This window comes from Streptomyces sp. HP-A2021 (assembly GCF_022807935.1).
Taxonomy (GTDB): domain Bacteria; phylum Actinomycetota; class Actinomycetes; order Streptomycetales; family Streptomycetaceae; genus Streptomyces; species Streptomyces afghaniensis.
On the sequence record NZ_CP094344.1, the window covers coordinates 7300314 to 7314735 of the forward strand.

16 protein-coding genes are annotated in these 14422 nt (G+C 72.3%); 9 read left to right on the forward strand and 7 right to left on the reverse strand.

The genetic code is table 11. The features are described from left to right. The first annotated feature begins 26 nt into the window (after positions 1 to 26). Positions 27 to 761, forward strand: coding sequence for a VWA domain-containing protein (locus tag MQE23_RS32950; protein ID WP_020271838.1), 735 nt, complete (start codon positions 27 to 29; stop codon positions 759 to 761). Positions 762 to 883: 122 nt separating this feature from the next. Next, positions 884 to 2542 (forward strand): cytochrome bc complex cytochrome b subunit, encoded by a 1659-nt coding sequence (locus MQE23_RS32955; protein ID WP_020271837.1) that lies wholly within the window; start codon positions 884 to 886, stop codon positions 2540 to 2542. Here the strand turns inward: MQE23_RS32955 and MQE23_RS32960 are convergent. Together MQE23_RS32960 and MQE23_RS32965 are read right to left on the reverse strand one after the other, a co-directional pair. Continuing rightward, positions 2514 to 3485, reverse strand: coding sequence for an acyl-CoA dehydrogenase family protein (locus MQE23_RS32960; RefSeq protein ID WP_020271836.1), 972 nt, complete (start codon positions 3483 to 3485; stop codon positions 2514 to 2516). The two genes, MQE23_RS32955 and MQE23_RS32960, sit on opposite strands and share 29 nt — an antisense overlap. Continuing rightward, positions 3485 to 4624: an acyl-CoA dehydrogenase family protein gene (locus MQE23_RS32965; RefSeq protein ID WP_243381009.1), complete on the reverse strand. Its 1140-nt coding sequence runs from the start codon at positions 4622 to 4624 to the stop codon at positions 3485 to 3487. The genes MQE23_RS32960 and MQE23_RS32965 overlap by 1 nt, the downstream gene beginning before the upstream one ends. Before the next feature lie 67 nt (positions 4625 to 4691). Here MQE23_RS32965 and MQE23_RS32970 point away from each other — a divergent pair, with 67 nt between their 5' ends. Genes MQE23_RS32970 through MQE23_RS32980 form a run of 3 tightly spaced genes read left to right on the forward strand, consistent with a single transcriptional unit; the run spans position 4692 to position 7303 of the window. Beyond that, positions 4692 to 5474 carry an SDR family oxidoreductase gene (locus MQE23_RS32970; RefSeq protein ID WP_020271834.1) on the forward strand — a complete coding sequence of 261 codons (783 nt, stop codon included), beginning with the start codon at positions 4692 to 4694 and terminating at the stop codon, positions 5472 to 5474. Positions 5475 to 5498: 24 nt separating this feature from the next. After that, on the forward strand, positions 5499 to 6122 hold the full coding sequence (locus MQE23_RS32975) for a TetR/AcrR family transcriptional regulator (RefSeq protein ID WP_243381010.1): 624 nt from the start codon (positions 5499 to 5501) through the stop codon (positions 6120 to 6122). 23 nt (positions 6123 to 6145) lie between these two features. After that, entirely contained in the window at positions 6146 to 7303 is a 1158-nt protein-coding gene (locus MQE23_RS32980) for an acetyl-CoA C-acetyltransferase (RefSeq protein WP_020271832.1), read from the forward strand. On the opposite strand, the gene MQE23_RS32985 is transcribed toward MQE23_RS32980, so the two are convergent. Genes MQE23_RS32985 through MQE23_RS33000 form a run of 4 tightly spaced genes read right to left on the reverse strand, consistent with a single transcriptional unit; the run spans position 7287 to position 10635 of the window. Continuing rightward, complete coding sequence (locus MQE23_RS32985) at positions 7287 to 8336, reverse strand: nitronate monooxygenase (RefSeq protein WP_243382842.1); 1050 nt, start codon at positions 8334 to 8336, stop codon at positions 7287 to 7289. The genes MQE23_RS32980 and MQE23_RS32985 overlap by 17 nt on opposite strands. Beyond that, positions 8336 to 9055, reverse strand: a complete 720-nt coding sequence (locus tag MQE23_RS32990) for a CoA-transferase (protein ID WP_020271830.1) — start codon at positions 9053 to 9055, stop codon at positions 8336 to 8338. Before MQE23_RS32990 ends, MQE23_RS32985 begins: the two co-directional genes overlap by 1 nt. Then, positions 9052 to 9888, reverse strand: a complete 837-nt coding sequence (locus MQE23_RS32995; protein ID WP_243381011.1) for a CoA-transferase — start codon at positions 9886 to 9888, stop codon at positions 9052 to 9054. The genes MQE23_RS32990 and MQE23_RS32995 overlap by 4 nt, the downstream gene beginning before the upstream one ends. Beyond that, positions 9889 to 10635, reverse strand: coding sequence for an enoyl-CoA hydratase family protein (locus MQE23_RS33000; protein WP_020271828.1), 747 nt, complete (start codon positions 10633 to 10635; stop codon positions 9889 to 9891). It abuts the gene before it with no gap. 54 nt (positions 10636 to 10689) lie between these two features. Between MQE23_RS33000 and MQE23_RS33005 the strand changes: the two genes are divergently transcribed. Continuing rightward, positions 10690 to 11460: an SDR family oxidoreductase gene (locus MQE23_RS33005; protein ID WP_020271827.1), complete on the forward strand. Its 771-nt coding sequence runs from the start codon at positions 10690 to 10692 to the stop codon at positions 11458 to 11460. Positions 11461 to 11473: 13 nt separating this feature from the next. After that, positions 11474 to 12397 carry an SDR family oxidoreductase gene (locus MQE23_RS33010; RefSeq protein WP_243381012.1) on the forward strand — a complete coding sequence of 308 codons (924 nt, stop codon included), beginning with the start codon at positions 11474 to 11476 and terminating at the stop codon, positions 12395 to 12397. Positions 12398 to 12439: 42 nt separating this feature from the next. Here the strand turns inward: MQE23_RS33010 and MQE23_RS33015 are convergent, their stop codons facing one another. Then, complete coding sequence (locus tag MQE23_RS33015) at positions 12440 to 13327, reverse strand: hypothetical protein (RefSeq protein ID WP_243381013.1); 888 nt, start codon at positions 13325 to 13327, stop codon at positions 12440 to 12442. A 121-nt stretch (positions 13328 to 13448) separates the two neighbouring features. Between MQE23_RS33015 and MQE23_RS33020 the strand changes: the two genes are divergently transcribed. Both MQE23_RS33020 and MQE23_RS33025 read left to right on the forward strand, forming a co-directional pair. Next, on the forward strand, positions 13449 to 13901 hold the full coding sequence (locus MQE23_RS33020) for a GNAT family N-acetyltransferase (RefSeq protein WP_020271526.1): 453 nt from the start codon (positions 13449 to 13451) through the stop codon (positions 13899 to 13901). Between the two features lie 45 nt (positions 13902 to 13946). Next, positions 13947 to 14297 carry a chorismate mutase gene (locus MQE23_RS33025; protein ID WP_243381014.1) on the forward strand — a complete coding sequence of 117 codons (351 nt, stop codon included), beginning with the start codon at positions 13947 to 13949 and terminating at the stop codon, positions 14295 to 14297. Positions 14298 to 14422 lie beyond the last annotated feature (125 nt).

Consider the following 14422-nt stretch of genomic DNA (forward strand, 5'->3'; position numbering starts at 1 on the left):
CCGGTGACCGAGGGGGGAGGGCCCGGATGGCCGCGATCAGTCTCAGCAAGGTGGAGGAGACCGCGCCCGCGCTGGTCAGCCTGTACAAGAGCGCCGGGGTGTCGCTGCGCAAGCACGGCCTCGACGGGCTGCGGGCCGCGGTCTACCTCGTGGTCGACCACTCGGGCTCGATGAGGCCGTACTACAAGGACGGCAGTGTGCAGGCGCTGGCCGACCGGGTGCTCGGGCTGTCGGCGCACCTCGACGACGACGGCACCGTGCCGGTGGTGTTCTTCTCCACCGACGTCGACGCCGAGACCGATATCGCCCTGGCCGGCCACCAGGGGCGGATCGACCGGATCGTGGCCGGGCTCGGGCACATGGGCAAGACCAGCTACCACCTGGCGATGGACGCCGTCATCGACCACTACCTCGACAGCGGGGCGACCGAACCCGCCCTGGTGATCTTCCAGACCGACGGCGGGCCCATCAACAAGCTCGCCGCGGAGCGGTACCTGTGCAAGGCGGCGAGGCTGCCGCTGTTCTGGCAGTTCATCGGCTTCGGTGACCCGGGCAGCAAGCAGTTCGACTTCCTGCGCAAGCTCGACGAGCTGGCCGTGCCGGGCAAGCGGGTCGTGGACAACGCAGGGTTCTTCCACGCGGGTGAGGACCCGCGGAGCGTCTCGGACGCCGAACTGTACGACCGGCTGGTGGGCGAGTTCCCGAAGTGGCTCGTGGCCGCCAGGGCACAGGGGATCGTGCGGGATCCCGGCAGCCGCTGAGCCGCCTGCTCGCTCCCCTGGCCCAACCGAACCGCCCCTTGGCCCAACCGCCCATACGCCCCGTTTGCGCCGCCGCGCTGCCGTGCCACGCTGGGAAGGATCCCACGGGGAGGCGACGACGTATGGGCGACGACGGCGCACGACGGGTGTACAGGACGGCTTCCGCTCGCCGGAGCCCTCCGGCCGGCAAGGGCGAGAAGCTCGCCGACTGGGCGGACGGGCGGCTCGGGCTCTACGGGCTGGCCAGGGCCAACATGCGCAAGGTCTTCCCGGACCACTGGTCCTTCATGCTGGGCGAGGTCACCCTCTACAGCTTCATCGTCCTGATCCTCACCGGCGTCTACCTCACCCTGTTCTTCGAGCCGAGCATGCAGGAGGTCGTCTACCAGGGGTCCTACACGGAGCTCAACGGCGTGCTCATGTCCAGGGCGTTCGAGTCCACCCTGGACATCAGCTTCGACGTGCGCGGCGGGCTGCTGATGAGGCAGATCCACCACTGGGCGGCGCTGGTCTTCATCACCGGCATGATGGTGCACATGATGCGGGTGTTCTTCACGGGCGCCTTCCGCAAGCCGCGCGAGCTCAACTGGGTGTTCGGCTGGACCCTGCTGATGCTGGGCATCATCACCGGCCTGACCGGCTACTCCCTCCCCGACGACCTGCTGTCCGGCACCGGCCTGCGCTTCGCGCACGGCGCGATCCTGTCGATCCCGATCGTCGGGACGTACGTGGCGTTCTTCCTCTTCGGCGGGGAGTTCCCGGGCGACGACATCATCTCGCGCCTCTTCCCGGTCCATGTGCTGCTGCTGCCCGGGATCATGCTGGGCCTGGTGACCGTCCATCTGATCCTGGTCTTCTACCACAAGCACACCCAGTTCCCGGGACCCGGACGCAAGGAGCGGTCGGTCGTCGGGATGCCCTTCCTGCCGGTCTACATGGCCAAGGCGGGCGGCTTCTTCTTCCTCGTCTTCGGTGTCCTGACCGTCATGGGCGCGATCGCCCAAATCAACCCCGTGTGGGCTTTCGGCCCCTACCGCCCCGACCTCGTCACCACCGGCGCCCAGCCCGACTGGTACCTCGGGTTCTCGGAGGGGCTGATCCGGGTGATGCCGGGATGGGAGATCAACCTGTGGGGGCACACGCTGGTGCTCGGCGTGTTCATCCCGTTCGCGCTCTTCCCGCTGGTCATGCTCGCCATCGCCGCCTATCCCTTCATCGAGGCGTGGATCACCGGTGACAGACGCGAGCACCACATCCTGGACCGGCCGCGCAACGCGCCCGTGCGCACCGGCCTGGGCGTGGCCTGGCTGACCCTCTACGCGGTGCTGCTGATCGGCGGCGGCAACGACATCGTGGCCACGCATCTGCATCTGTCCATCAACGTGATCACCTGGTTCGTGCGGATCGGTGTCTTCGTGCTGCCGGTCGTCGCCTTCATCGTCACGAAGAAGATCTGCATGGGCCTCCAGCGCCGCGACCGAGCCAAGGTGCTGCACGGCAGGGAGACCGGCACCATCAAACGGCTGCCGAACGGCGAGTACACCGAGGTGCACGAGCCCCTGTCGCAGGCCGAGCTGTTCACCCTCACCCAGCACGAGCAGCGTCCGCCGTACGAGATCGGGCCCCTGGTCGACGCGGGGGGCGTCCGCCGCAAGGTCAAGCGGTCCGAGCGGCTGCGCGCCCGGCTCGCGAAGGCGATGTTCGGGCCGGACGCGCGGATCGAGAAGCCGACCGTGGAGGAGTACCGGGAGATCACCAGCGGCGATCACCAGCCGCACTGACGACCAGGGCCCGGCACGCGTGGGGATCGCCCCAGGCGGTGCGCAGGGCCCGGGCCTTGGTCAGCCACAGCGACAGGCCGTACTCCGCCGTGTAGCCGATCGCGCCGTGCAGTTGCAGCGCGGTGCGTGCGGTGCTGTACGCCGCCTCGCACGCGGCGGCCTTGGCGGCGGCGACCTCGGCCGGCCGCATGGTGAGGGCTGCTCCGAAGACCAGCGGGTGGGCGAACTCCAGGGCGATCTTCGCGTCGGCCAGCCGGTGCCTGACCGCCTGGAACGAGCCGATGGGCACCCCGAACTGGCAGCGCCGCTTCACGTGGGCGACGGTCCGGTCGAGGAGTGCCAGGCCCACGCCCAGGGCCTGCGCGGCGGTGGCGAGGCGGGCCCAGGCGAGGGCCTGTTCCGTGAGCGGCCCGGCGAGGAGGAGTTCGCCGCCGGGGGTGAGGGGCGTGAGGCGGCGGGCCGGGTCGAGGGACGGGCGGACGGGGCCGTGGCCGGGGGAGAGGCGGATGCCGTCGGAGGAGCAGGCGAGACGGAGACCGGCGGCGTCGCCGTCGAGGGCGTACGACCTCCCGACCCCTACCGTCGCGAGCGTCCCGCCCGACGCCAGCGGCGGCAGCAGTCGCTTGGCCGTGCCCGGGTCCGCACCGCTGAGGATCACCGCCGCCGTGACCGTCTCGACCAGCGGCCCCGGTACCGCGTGGCGGCCCAGCTCCACGAACGCGACGGCCAGCTCCACCGGTCGCGGCCCCAGGCCGCCGTCGTAGGTCTCCGGAACGGCCAGCGCGAACACGCCCGCCTGTGCGACACGGGACCACAGCGCCCGCCCGCTCGTGTGGTCGCCCCGGCTCCAGTCCCGTACCACCGCCGGTGTGTCCGCCGCCGTGAGCAGGGCGTCCAGCGAGGCGGCGAAGGCGCGCTGCTCGGCGTCGAGGAGGAAACGCATCAGCGGCGGCCCTTCGGCAGTCCGAGCAGGCGCTCGGCGATGATGTCGCGCTGGATCTCGTTCGTCCCCGCGTAGACGGGACCGGCCAGGGAGAAGACGTAGCGCTCGGCCCAGTCCGTGTCGGCCAGCTCGCCCTCCTCGCCGAGAAGGTCGAGGGCCGTCTCGTGCAGCGCGATGTCGTACTCCGACCAGAAGACCTTGTTCAGGCTGGACTCCGGGCCGATCGACTCGCCGTCCAGGAAGCGGGAGGCCGCGGCGTAGGTGAACAGCTGGTAGGCGCGGGCGCCGATCAGGGCGTCGGCCACGCGGTCCCGGGTGCTCTCCGGGCTGCCCTGTGCCCGCCAGAGCCGGTGGAGCCGGTCGGCGGCGGCGAGGAAGCGGCCGGGGGAGCGCAGCATCAGACCGCGTTCGTTGCCCGCCGTCGACATCGCGATCCGCCAGCCCTGGCCGGGCTCGCCGATCACGTCCTCGTCGGGCACGAACACCTCGTCCAGGAACAGCTCTGCGAAGGCCGGCTTTCCGTCGAGGCGGGCGATGGGGCGGACGGTCACGCCGGGGGCGCGCAGGTCGAACATCAGGTACGCAAGGCCCTGGTGGGGCTTCGGCGCGTGCGGGTCGCTGCGGAACAGGCCGAAGGCGCGGTCCGCGAAGGTGGCCCGGGACGACCAGGTCTTCTGCCCGGTCAGCAGCCAGCCGCCTTCGGTGCGCACGGCTTTCGAGCGCAGGGACGCCAGGTCCGAGCCCGCCTCCGGCTCCGACCAGGCCTGGGCCCAGATCACCTCACCGGTGGCCATGGAGGGCAGCACCCGGGCTCGCTGCTCCCGCGTGCCGTGCTCGAAGAGCGTCGGGGCGAGCAGATGAATGCCGTTCTGGCCGACTCTCCCGGGCGCGCCCGCCGCGTAGTACTCCTCCTCGAACAGCAGCCACTGGACCAGCGTGGCGTCCCGGCCGCCGAACTCCCCCGGCCAGTTCACCACCGACCAGCCGTCCGCGGCCAGCTCCGCCTCCCAGGCGCGGTGAGCGGCGAAGCCGTCCGCGGTCTCCAGGGAGGGGAGCGGCTCGGACGGCACGTGCGCGTGCAGCCAGGCGCGGGCCTCGGCGCGGAACGCCTCGTCGGCGGGGGAGTGGGTGAGGTCCACGACCGGCGTCCTCCTTCCCTCACCGACGGGCTTCCCTAACAAGTGTTTGGTAGGTTAGCGTGCTGCCATGACAAACGTCGAGGCGCCGACGAGGGTTCCCGGACACGGGCTGCTCGACGGGCGCACGGCCGTCATCACCGCGGCGGCGGGCGCGGGGATCGGCGGGGCGACCGCACGTCGTTTCCTGGAGGAAGGCGCCCGCGTGCTGATCAGCGACGCGCACCCGCGGCGGCTGAAGGAGTACGAGGCGGAGCTGACCCGGGAGTTCGAGGGCGCGGTGGCGTCCGCCGTGTGCGATGTCACCGACGAGTCGCAGGTGCGCGCGCTGTTCGACACCGCCGTCCAGGAGCACGGCCGGCTCGACGTGGTCGTCAACAACGCGGGCCTCGGCGGGACCGCGCCGCTCGTCGACATGACCGACGAACAGTGGTCGACGGTCCTCGACGTGACCTTGAACGGCACCTTCAGGTGCACCCGGGCCGCCCTGCGCCGGATGCGGGACACCGGCGGCGTGATCGTCAACAACGCCTCCGTCGTCGGCTGGCGCGCCCAGGCCGGACAGGCGCACTACGCGGCCGCGAAAGCGGGCGTGATGGCGCTGACCCGGTGCGCCGCCATGGAGGCCGCCGAGTACGGAGTGCGGGTCAACGCGGTGTCGCCGAGCCTCGCCATGCATCCCCACCTCGCGAAGGTGACGACCCCCGAACTGCTGGAGGAACTGACGGCCCGCGAGGCCTTCGGGCGCTGCGCCGAGCCCTGGGAGGTGGCCAATGTGATCGTGTTCCTGGCGTCGGACTACTCCTCGTACATGACGGGCGAGGTCGTCTCCGTCAGCAGCCAGCACCCCTAGGGCACCCCTAGGACAATGGACAGCGTGCCGACCAAGAAGAAGCCCCAGGTGACCGCCGACCCCCCCGCCGCCCCGGACCGCCGCAGCGAACTCCTCGGCACCGCCGCCGAGGTCTTCGCCGAGCAGGGCTACAACGCCACCACCGTCCGCAAGATCGCGGACCACGCGGGGATGCTCGCGGGCAGCCTCTACTACCACTTCGACTCCAAGGAGTCGATGCTGGAGGAGATCCTGCGCACCTTCCTCGACGAGCTCTGGGACGGCTACGACGCCGTCCTGGGTGCCGGACTCGGGCCCCGCGAGACACTTCAGGCCCTGGTCACCGAGTCTTTCCGGGAGATCGACCGGCATCGCGCGGCCGTCGCGATCTACCAGAAGGAGAGCAAGCAGCTCGTGGCGCAGGAGCGGTTCGCGTTCCTCGCCGAGTCGCAGCGCAGATTCGAGAAGGCGTGGCTGTCCACCCTGGAGCGCGGCGTCGCCGAACGGGCCTTCCGGGCCGACCTCGACGTCCGGCTCACCTACCGGTTCGTGCGCGACACGGTGTGGGTGGCCGCGTCCTGGTACCGCCCGGGCGGCCAGCACAGCCCGGACGAGATCGCCCGGCAGTACCTGTCGATGGTGCTGGACGGGATCGCCGTACGCGAATAGCCCTTATCTGTGAGGGAGTTGCCATGGCCGAGGCCTACATCGTCGAAGCGGTCCGCACGCCCGTCGGGCGGCGCGGGGGAGGACTGAGCGGGGTCCACCCGGCTGACCTCGGCGCCCACGTGCTCAAGGAGCTGATGACCCGCTGCGGCGTCGACCCGGCCGCCGTGGAGGACGTCGTCCTCGGCTGTCTGGACGCCGTGGGGCCCCAGGCCGGGGACATCGCGCGGACCTGCTGGCTGGCGGCCGGGCTGCCCGAGGAGGTGCCGGGCGTGACCGTCGACCGGCAGTGCGGTTCCTCGCAGCAGGCCGTGCACTTCGCGGCGCAGGGCGTGCTGTCCGGCACCCAGGACCTGGTCGTCGCCGGCGGCGTGCAGAACATGTCGATGATCCCCATCGCCTTCGCCACCCGGCAGGCCGCCGAGCCGCTGGGGCTGACCGAGGGCCCGTTCGCGGGCAGTGCGGGCTGGCGGGCACGGTACGGGGACAGGCCCGTCAACCAGTTCGCGGGCGCCGAGATGATCGCCGCGAAGTGGGGGATCGGCAGGCGGGACCAGGAGGAGTTCGCCCTGCGGTCCCATCAGCGGGCGGTGCGGGCGATCGACGAGGGCCGCTTCGACCGCGAGACCGTGCCGTACGGGGGCGTCTCCGCCGACGAGGGCCCGCGCCGGGACACCTCCCTGGAGAAGATGGCCGGACTGGGGCCGGTCATCGACGGCGGCACGATCACCGCCGCCTGCTCCTCGCAGGTCTCCGACGGGGCGGCGGCGATGCTGCTGGCCTCCGAGCGGGCCGTGCGCGAACACGGGCTCACCCCCCGCGCGCGGGTGCACCATCTCTCGGTGCGCGGCGAGGACCCGATCCGCATGCTCACCGCGCCGATCCCGGCCACCGCCCACGCCCTGAAGAAGACCGGCATGACCATCGGCGACATCGACCTCGTCGAGATCAACGAGGCCTTCGCCCCGGTCGTCCTGGCCTGGCTGAAGGAGACCGGCGCGGACCCGGAGAAGGTCAACGTCAACGGCGGTGCCATCGCCCTGGGCCACCCGCTCGGCGCGACCGGCGTGAAGCTGATGACGACCCTGCTGCACGAACTGGAGCGCACCGGCGGCCGGTTCGGCCTGCAGACCATGTGCGAGGGCGGCGGCCAGGCCAATGTGACGATCATCGAGAGGCTGTGAGGCGCCGCCGGGTGTCCTCGGCCTCCTTCATGATCCGCTCCACCAGCTCCGCGCACGAGGGCAGGTCGTCGATCACCCCGACGACCTGCCCGGACGCCATCACCCCGAGATCCGTACGGCCGTCCACCATGGACGCCTTGAGCAGCATCGGTGTGTTCGCGGCGAGCAGGACCTGGCTCCAGGTCAGGTCCTTGCCGTGCCTGAGGGCGAGACCGTCGCGGACCATGCGACGCCAGGTGAGGCCGGAGAGCCGCCGGAAGCGGGACGCCCTGCGCGTCGCGTGGAACAGGGCCCGCACCCGGCCCGAGTTCTCCAGCGCGTCCACCAGCTCCGTCCGGAGCATGCGGTGTGGAAGTCCGTCCACCGCCCTGGTGACCGTCACGTCCCGCACCGTCGCCTCCAGGTACCGCGCCTTCACCGCCTCCGGCACCGTCGAGTCCGAGGTGAGCAGGAACCGCGTGCCCATGGCGACGCCCGCCGCGCCATAGGCCAGCGCCGCGACCAGTCCCCGCCCGTCGAAGAACCCGCCCGCCGCCACGACCGGTATGTCCACGGCGTCGACCACCTGCGGCAGCAGCACCGTCGTGGCCACCTCGCCGGTGTGCCCGCCGCCCTCCGTGCCCTGCACGAGGACCGCGTCCGCGCCCCACCCGGCGACCTTCTCGGCGTGCCGGCGCGCCCCGACGGTCGGTATGACGACCACTCCGGCCTCCTTGAGCTCGCCGATCAGCTCCCGGGAGGGGGCCAGGGCGAAGGAGGCGACCCGGACGCCCTCCTCGATCAGGATCCGCACCCGGTCGCCGGCGTCCGCCGCATCGGCACGCAGGTTCACCCCGAACGGCGCGTCGGTACGCGCCCGGACCTCCCGGACGGCCGCCCGCAGCCGGTCGGGCGTCATCGTCGCGGAGGCCAGGATGCCCAGAGCGCCCGCGTTCGCCGTGGCGGAGACCAGGCGCGGCCCCGCCACCCAGCCCATCCCGGTCTGCACGATGGGGTGGCGGACGCCGGTCAGCCGGGTCAGCGCCGTCTCCATCACGCGGCGACCTCCCTGGTCCGCGTGCCGGCCGGGTCGACGACCTCGCGGATCAGCCGGAGCTCCCCGGCGGTCGGCTCGCGGGTCGGCGGCACCTCGTCGGGGACGGTCAGCTCGAAACCCGTCGCCTCCCTGACCTGCTCCACCGTGACACCCGGATGCAGCGAGGCCAGCCGCATCGAGCGGTCGGGGGTGGCGAAGTCGAAGACGCCCAGGTCGGAGACGACCCGCGGGATGCGGTGGTGACGCGCCCCGGCCGCGCGGTCGTACCCCACTCCGCAGACCATGTCGACCCGCTCGACGAAGACCCGCCGGGAGTGCCGCGGGATCCAGTAACTGGTCGGATGGTTGAGGGTGTTGACCGGTGCGCCGCGCACACCGAGCAACTGCCGCCGCGGCCGCTCCCAGTCGCCGATGCAGGAGATGTTCTGGTTGCCGAACCGGTCGATCTGGCTCGCGCCCATCATCACGTGCCGCCGGCCCCCGGTGACCAGGGCCAGATGCTGCCGGTACGGCAGCCAGCCCTCCGTCGTCCCGTCCGGGCGGACCAGCAGCGCCTCACCGTCGGTCAGCAGCAGGTCCGGCGCGAAGGTGAGCCGGGCGAGCCGGGCGCCGACGGAGGGGATCAGCCCCATGGGACTCGCGAGCACCTCACCGTCGCCCCGCCAGGCCTCGGCGCACGCGATCACGCAGTACTCGGCACGGGTGACGCCCGTCATGTCCCCTCCCTGACGGCCGTCCGGTACGCCTGCTCGTCCCCGGCGAGGAACCGGGCGGCGAACTCCGGCCAAGGTGTCGTCGCGTACGTCTTCTGGAAGGCCTCGTCCCGGCCGTAGTCGGGCGCGCAGGACGTGAAGTGCGCCCCGTTCGGCGCCTCCACGACGCCTGTCACCGTGTGCCGCTTGACCAGGAGGCTCTGCGGCGGTGCCGCCTTCGTCAACTCGGCCGTGTCGACGATCCGTTCGCAGCTGACGTACGCCGTGTCCGCCGCCTCGCAGAACAGGTCGTCGAAGTACGGGTCCGGGCCCAGGTACTGCCCGTTGCCCAGCCGGTCGGCGCGGTTCATGTGCACCAGGGCCGCGTCGAGGCGCAGGGCGGGCATCGCCACGAAGGTCTCCCCGTCCTCGTACGGTGAAGTGACCGTCCGCAGGCCGGGGTTGACCCGCATCACGTCCGAGCCGAGGCCGGCCCGCACGGGCAGGAACGGCAGCCGGTTCGCCGCCGCGCGCAGGCCCCACATGAACATCGCCTCGTCGATCTCCGTCAGCGCGAACGCGCCGCGCTCGCGGGCCGCGCGGTAGTGCGGCTCCAGGGGGATCGAGTCCAGGGTGACGAAGGCCGTGACCAGCCTCCGGATCCGCCCGGCGGCGGCCAGCATGCCGACGTCCGGGCCGCCGTACGAGACGATCGTGAGATCGGTGATCCGGGACCGGAGCAGTGCTCTCACCAGGGCCATCGGCTTGCGGCGCGAGCCCCAGCCGCCGATGCCCAGGGTCATGCCGCTGTGCAGACGGGAGACGACCTCATCGACGGTCATCGTCTTGTCACTCACCTACCTGCCCTCCTTCCCGAAGCCTGCCCGCACCCGGGCGCCCACCCCGCTGAGCCCCGCCTCGAAGGTGAAGCCCTGCTCGAAGCGGTAGCTGCGGCGCACGTCGACCGGGTCGATGCCGTTGAGGGCGGCCTTGGCCAGGCGCAGCAGCCGCCCGTCCTTCGCGGCGATCTCGCGGGCCAGCTCCAGGGCGGCCGCCCGCAGTTCCTCGCGCGGCACCACCCGCCACACCGAGCCGTGCGCGTGCAGTTCCGCCGCGCTCGCCGTACGCGCCGTGTAGTACAGCGCCCGCATCAGGTGCTGGGGGACCAGCCGGGCCAGGTGCGTGGCCGCGCCCAGCGCTCCGCGGTCCAGCTCGGGCAGCCCGAACACCGCGTCCTCGCTCGCCACGATCGCGTCCGCGTTCCCCACCAGGCCGATGCCGCCGCCCAGGCAGAAGCCCTGCACGGCCGCGACGACCGGCACCTCGCACTCGTACACCGCCGCGAAGGCCTCCGCGCAACCGCTGTTCGCGCCGAGCAGCGTCCCGTGCCCGTCGTCCGCCTGGATCTCCTTGATGTCCACGCCCGCGTTGAACCCCCGCCCCTCGGCCGTCAGCACCACGCACCGCACCTGCGGGTCGCGCCCGGCCGCGCGCACCGCGTCGGCCAGGGCGAACCAGCCGGCCACCGGCAGGGCGTTCACCGGCGGGAAGTCGACGGTGACGACGGCTACGCCCTTTTCCCCGCGCGAGGTGGAGACACCCATGGCCGCATCAGCTACCTTTCCACCAAACGTTTGTTAGGTGGAAGGTAGCAGCGAATGGAGCTGGACGGGAAGGTCGCCGTCGTCACGGGCGGGACCCGGGGCGTCGGAGCCGGCATCGCGCGTGCCTTCGTACGGGCGGGCGCCGAGGTCGTGGTGTGCGCCCGACGCCCGCCGGAAGTCCCGGTGCCGGGAACGGAGTTCGTGCCGCTGGACGTCCGGGACGCCGAGGCCGTCCGGCGCCTGTGCGGCGAGCTGCCGCGGCTGGACGTACTCGTCAACAACGCGGGCGGCAGCCCCCACCGCCCGCTCGCCCACGCCGACGCCGACCGGCACGCGCGCGTGGTGGAGCTCAACCTCGTGGCTCCGCTGACCGTGTCCCTCGCCGCGTACGAGCACCTGCGGCGGGCCCGGGGCTCGATCGTCATGATCGGCAGCGTCAGCGGAGGCCGCCCTTCCCCGGGCACCGCCGCCTACGGCGCCGCCAAGGCGGGCCTGGAGAGCCTCGCCCGCTCGATGGCCGTGGAGTGGGCCCCCGACATCCGGGTCAACACGCTCGTCGTCGGCATGGTCCGCACCGAACTGTCCCACCTCCACTACGGCGACCAGGACGGCGTCGCCGCCGTCGCCCGCACCGTCCCGCTCGGCCGTCTCGCCGAGCCGTCCGACGTCGGCCGGGCCGCGGTCTTCCTCGCCTCGGACGCCGCCGCCTACATCAGCGGGGCGAGCCTGCTCGTCCACGGGGGCGGGGAGCGCCCCGCGTTCCTGGACGCCTCGACGGCGAACGTTCCCGGACGCCCCGACCGCGGACAAGGAGACCTGAGATGAAAGGAGAGCTGGGATGAGCGGGATCTGTGACGGGCGGGTCGTCGTCGTCACCGGCGCGGGCCGGGGCCTCGGCCGCGCCCACGCTCTCGCGTTCGCCGCCGAGGGCGCGCGGCTCGTCGTCAACGACCTCGGCGTCGGCCTCGACGGCACACCCGGAGCCGACGGGATGCCCGGACCCGACAGCCCGGCCGCCCGAGTCGCCGAGGAGATCCGCGCGGCGGGCGGCGAAGCGGTACCGCACGGCGGCGACATCGCCACGACCCAGGGCGCGGCCTCCCTCGTCCGGACCGCCCTGGAGACGTACGGCCGGCTCGACACCCTCGTCAACAACGCGGGCTTCCTGCGCGACCGGATGCTGGTCAACCTCGACGAGGACGACTTCGACGCCGTCGTACGCGTCCACCTCAAGGGCCACTTCCTCCCCCTGCGGCACGCCGCCGCGCACTGGCGCTCCGAGGCCAAGGCGGGCCGCCCGCCCAAGGCCCGGATCGTCAACACCAGCAGCGGAGCCGGCCTGCTGGGCTCGGTGGGACAGGGCAACTACAGCGCCGCGAAGGCCGGGATCGTGGCCCTGACCCTGGTCGCGGCGGCCGAACTGCGCCGCTACGGCGTCCAGGTCAACGCGATCGCCCCCGCCGCCCGGACCCGTATGACGGAGCGCACCTTCGCCGACACCATGGCCGCGCCCGACTCGGGCTTCGACGCGATGGCCCCGGAGAACGTCTCCCCCCTGGTCGTCTGGCTCGGCTCGGCCGCGAGCGCGGGGGTCACGGGCCGGGTCTTCGAGGCGGAGGGCGGCCGGATCACGGTGATGGAGGGCTGGCACCCGGGCCCGAGCGCGGACAAGGGGGAACGGTGGGCTCCGGCGGAGGCGGGGGAGGCGGCCCGGAAGCTCCTGGCGGAGGCGGGCGAGCCGGGGGGCGTGTACGGGGCGTAGGAAGACCGGCGAACGATCCTTCCCCCACCCCCGCGCGCACATCTACGTGTCGCACTCCAGCACGCTCCGGCACAACGCACACCGCGCCCGCACCCGCCCCCGCACCGGCACCCTGATCCGCTGATGGCAGGTCGGACAGGGAAACGACACCCGCAGCCGCCCGCCCCCGTCGGGAGTGAACGAGTACCGCACACCCGGCTGCGGCGGCCCGGCCGGCGCATGCCGCCGGTCGCGCGCGTACCGCCGTCGCCCCGCCCACCCCGCCGCCGTCAGCGGCGGCTGCTGCTCATCGCGCCGGGCCAGCTCCATCCCCTTCACGTACGCCGTGTACGCCTGCGGGCTGGTGAACCACACCGACGGGTCCTCCCCGAAGACCAGCGCGCGCTTGGCCAGCACGTACCCGAACTCCTCCGGAGTGAGATACCCCAGCTTCTGGGACGACGCCCGGTCCTCCCGGTACGCGTCCAGCAGCAGCCAGCCCGCGCCCAGATACGTCGTCGCCGTGTCCGTCAGGATCTCGTTGTCCCTCACGCCGGGGAACGACAGGTCGAGGCGGTGCAGGTACACATGCATCACCTCGTGCGCCAGCGCCGCCCCGATGTCCCGCCGATGCGTACGGAACCGGTCGTTCAGCTCCACGAAGTACTCCGGCCCGGCCGCCAGCTCGACATTCGCCGCGTGCCGCATCTCCCGGAAGCTCACGATCAGCCGGGCGTCCGGCAGCCGGTAGTGCCGCACCAGCTCGTGCGCCACACGCTGCGCCCCCAGATACAGGTCGTCGGTGTCGCAGAACGCCACGTCGGCGGGGAGCACACTGGTCGCGAACGTCTGGATCGTGTCGTACGACAGCCGCCTGTACAGCGCCGTGATGGCGGCCCGCACCGTCTCCAGATGCGGGTAGCCGTGCTCGACCGGCCCGTCGTTCGCCACGCCTCACCCCCAAGACGCCCTGAACCCGGTTCCACTGTACGAAAGTGTGACGCCCACGGGGCCGCTCCGCCGCCGCGAAAACCGGTCGTCGCCGCCCCGGGCCGCTGGCAGAATCCGGGTCGTGACCGGCGAACAGCGCTCCGCCGCCGCCTCGCTCCGGGTGGGCGGCCAGGACGACACACTCGAGAAGCGGCTCGACGAGGAGCTCACCGCCTTCAACACCGCGGCCGCCGACGGCGCCACCACCGAGCCCCTCTCCGTCCGCGCCACCGACGAGGCCGGCGACCTGATCGGCGGGCTCACGGCCTGGACCTGGGGCAGCCTGGCTTGCGTGGACATGCTCTGGGTGCGCGCGGACCAGCGGCTCGCCGGCTGGGGCGGCCGGCTGATGCGCGCCGCGGAGGAAGAGGCCGTCCGGCGCGGCTGCACGGACATGATCGTCTCCACGTACAGCTTCCAGGCGCCCGGCTTCTACCCGCGGCTCGGCTTCCGGGAGCGGGCCCGCATCGAGGGCGTGCCCGGCGGACACGAGGACGTCTACTTCCACAAGCGGCTGAGCCCCGCCGAGTCGTGAGACGGCCCGCGGCCGCCGGGCGTGCGCCCCTTAGGCTGACCTGCCATGACCACCAGCAACACCGGCACCGGTGACGTCGACCCTGCCGTCGTTACGGAACTCGCCCGCCTGCGCGACAGCATCGACAACATCGACGCGGCCGTCGTCCACATGCTCGCCGAGCGCTTCAAGTGCACCCAGCAGGTCGGCCACCTCAAGGCCCGGCACCAGCTGCCGCCCGCCGACCCGGCCCGTGAGGCCCGCCAGATCGCCCGGCTGCGCGCCCTCGCCGAGAACGCCAAACTCGACCCGGCCTTCGCGGAGAAGTTTCTGAACTTCATCGTCGCCGAAGTCATCCGTCACCACGAACGCATCGCGGACGAGACACTCAACGGCTCGGCGCCCGGCCTCGACTGACCTCGCGCGACCACCCCCGGGGGGAGTGACACGGCGCCCCGCGCGGGGCATGCTGCGCTGTGCACAGCATGTCAGCTGACGAGTACTGCGCGTCAGTGTCCCGGACTACTCTGGATCCTCCACGA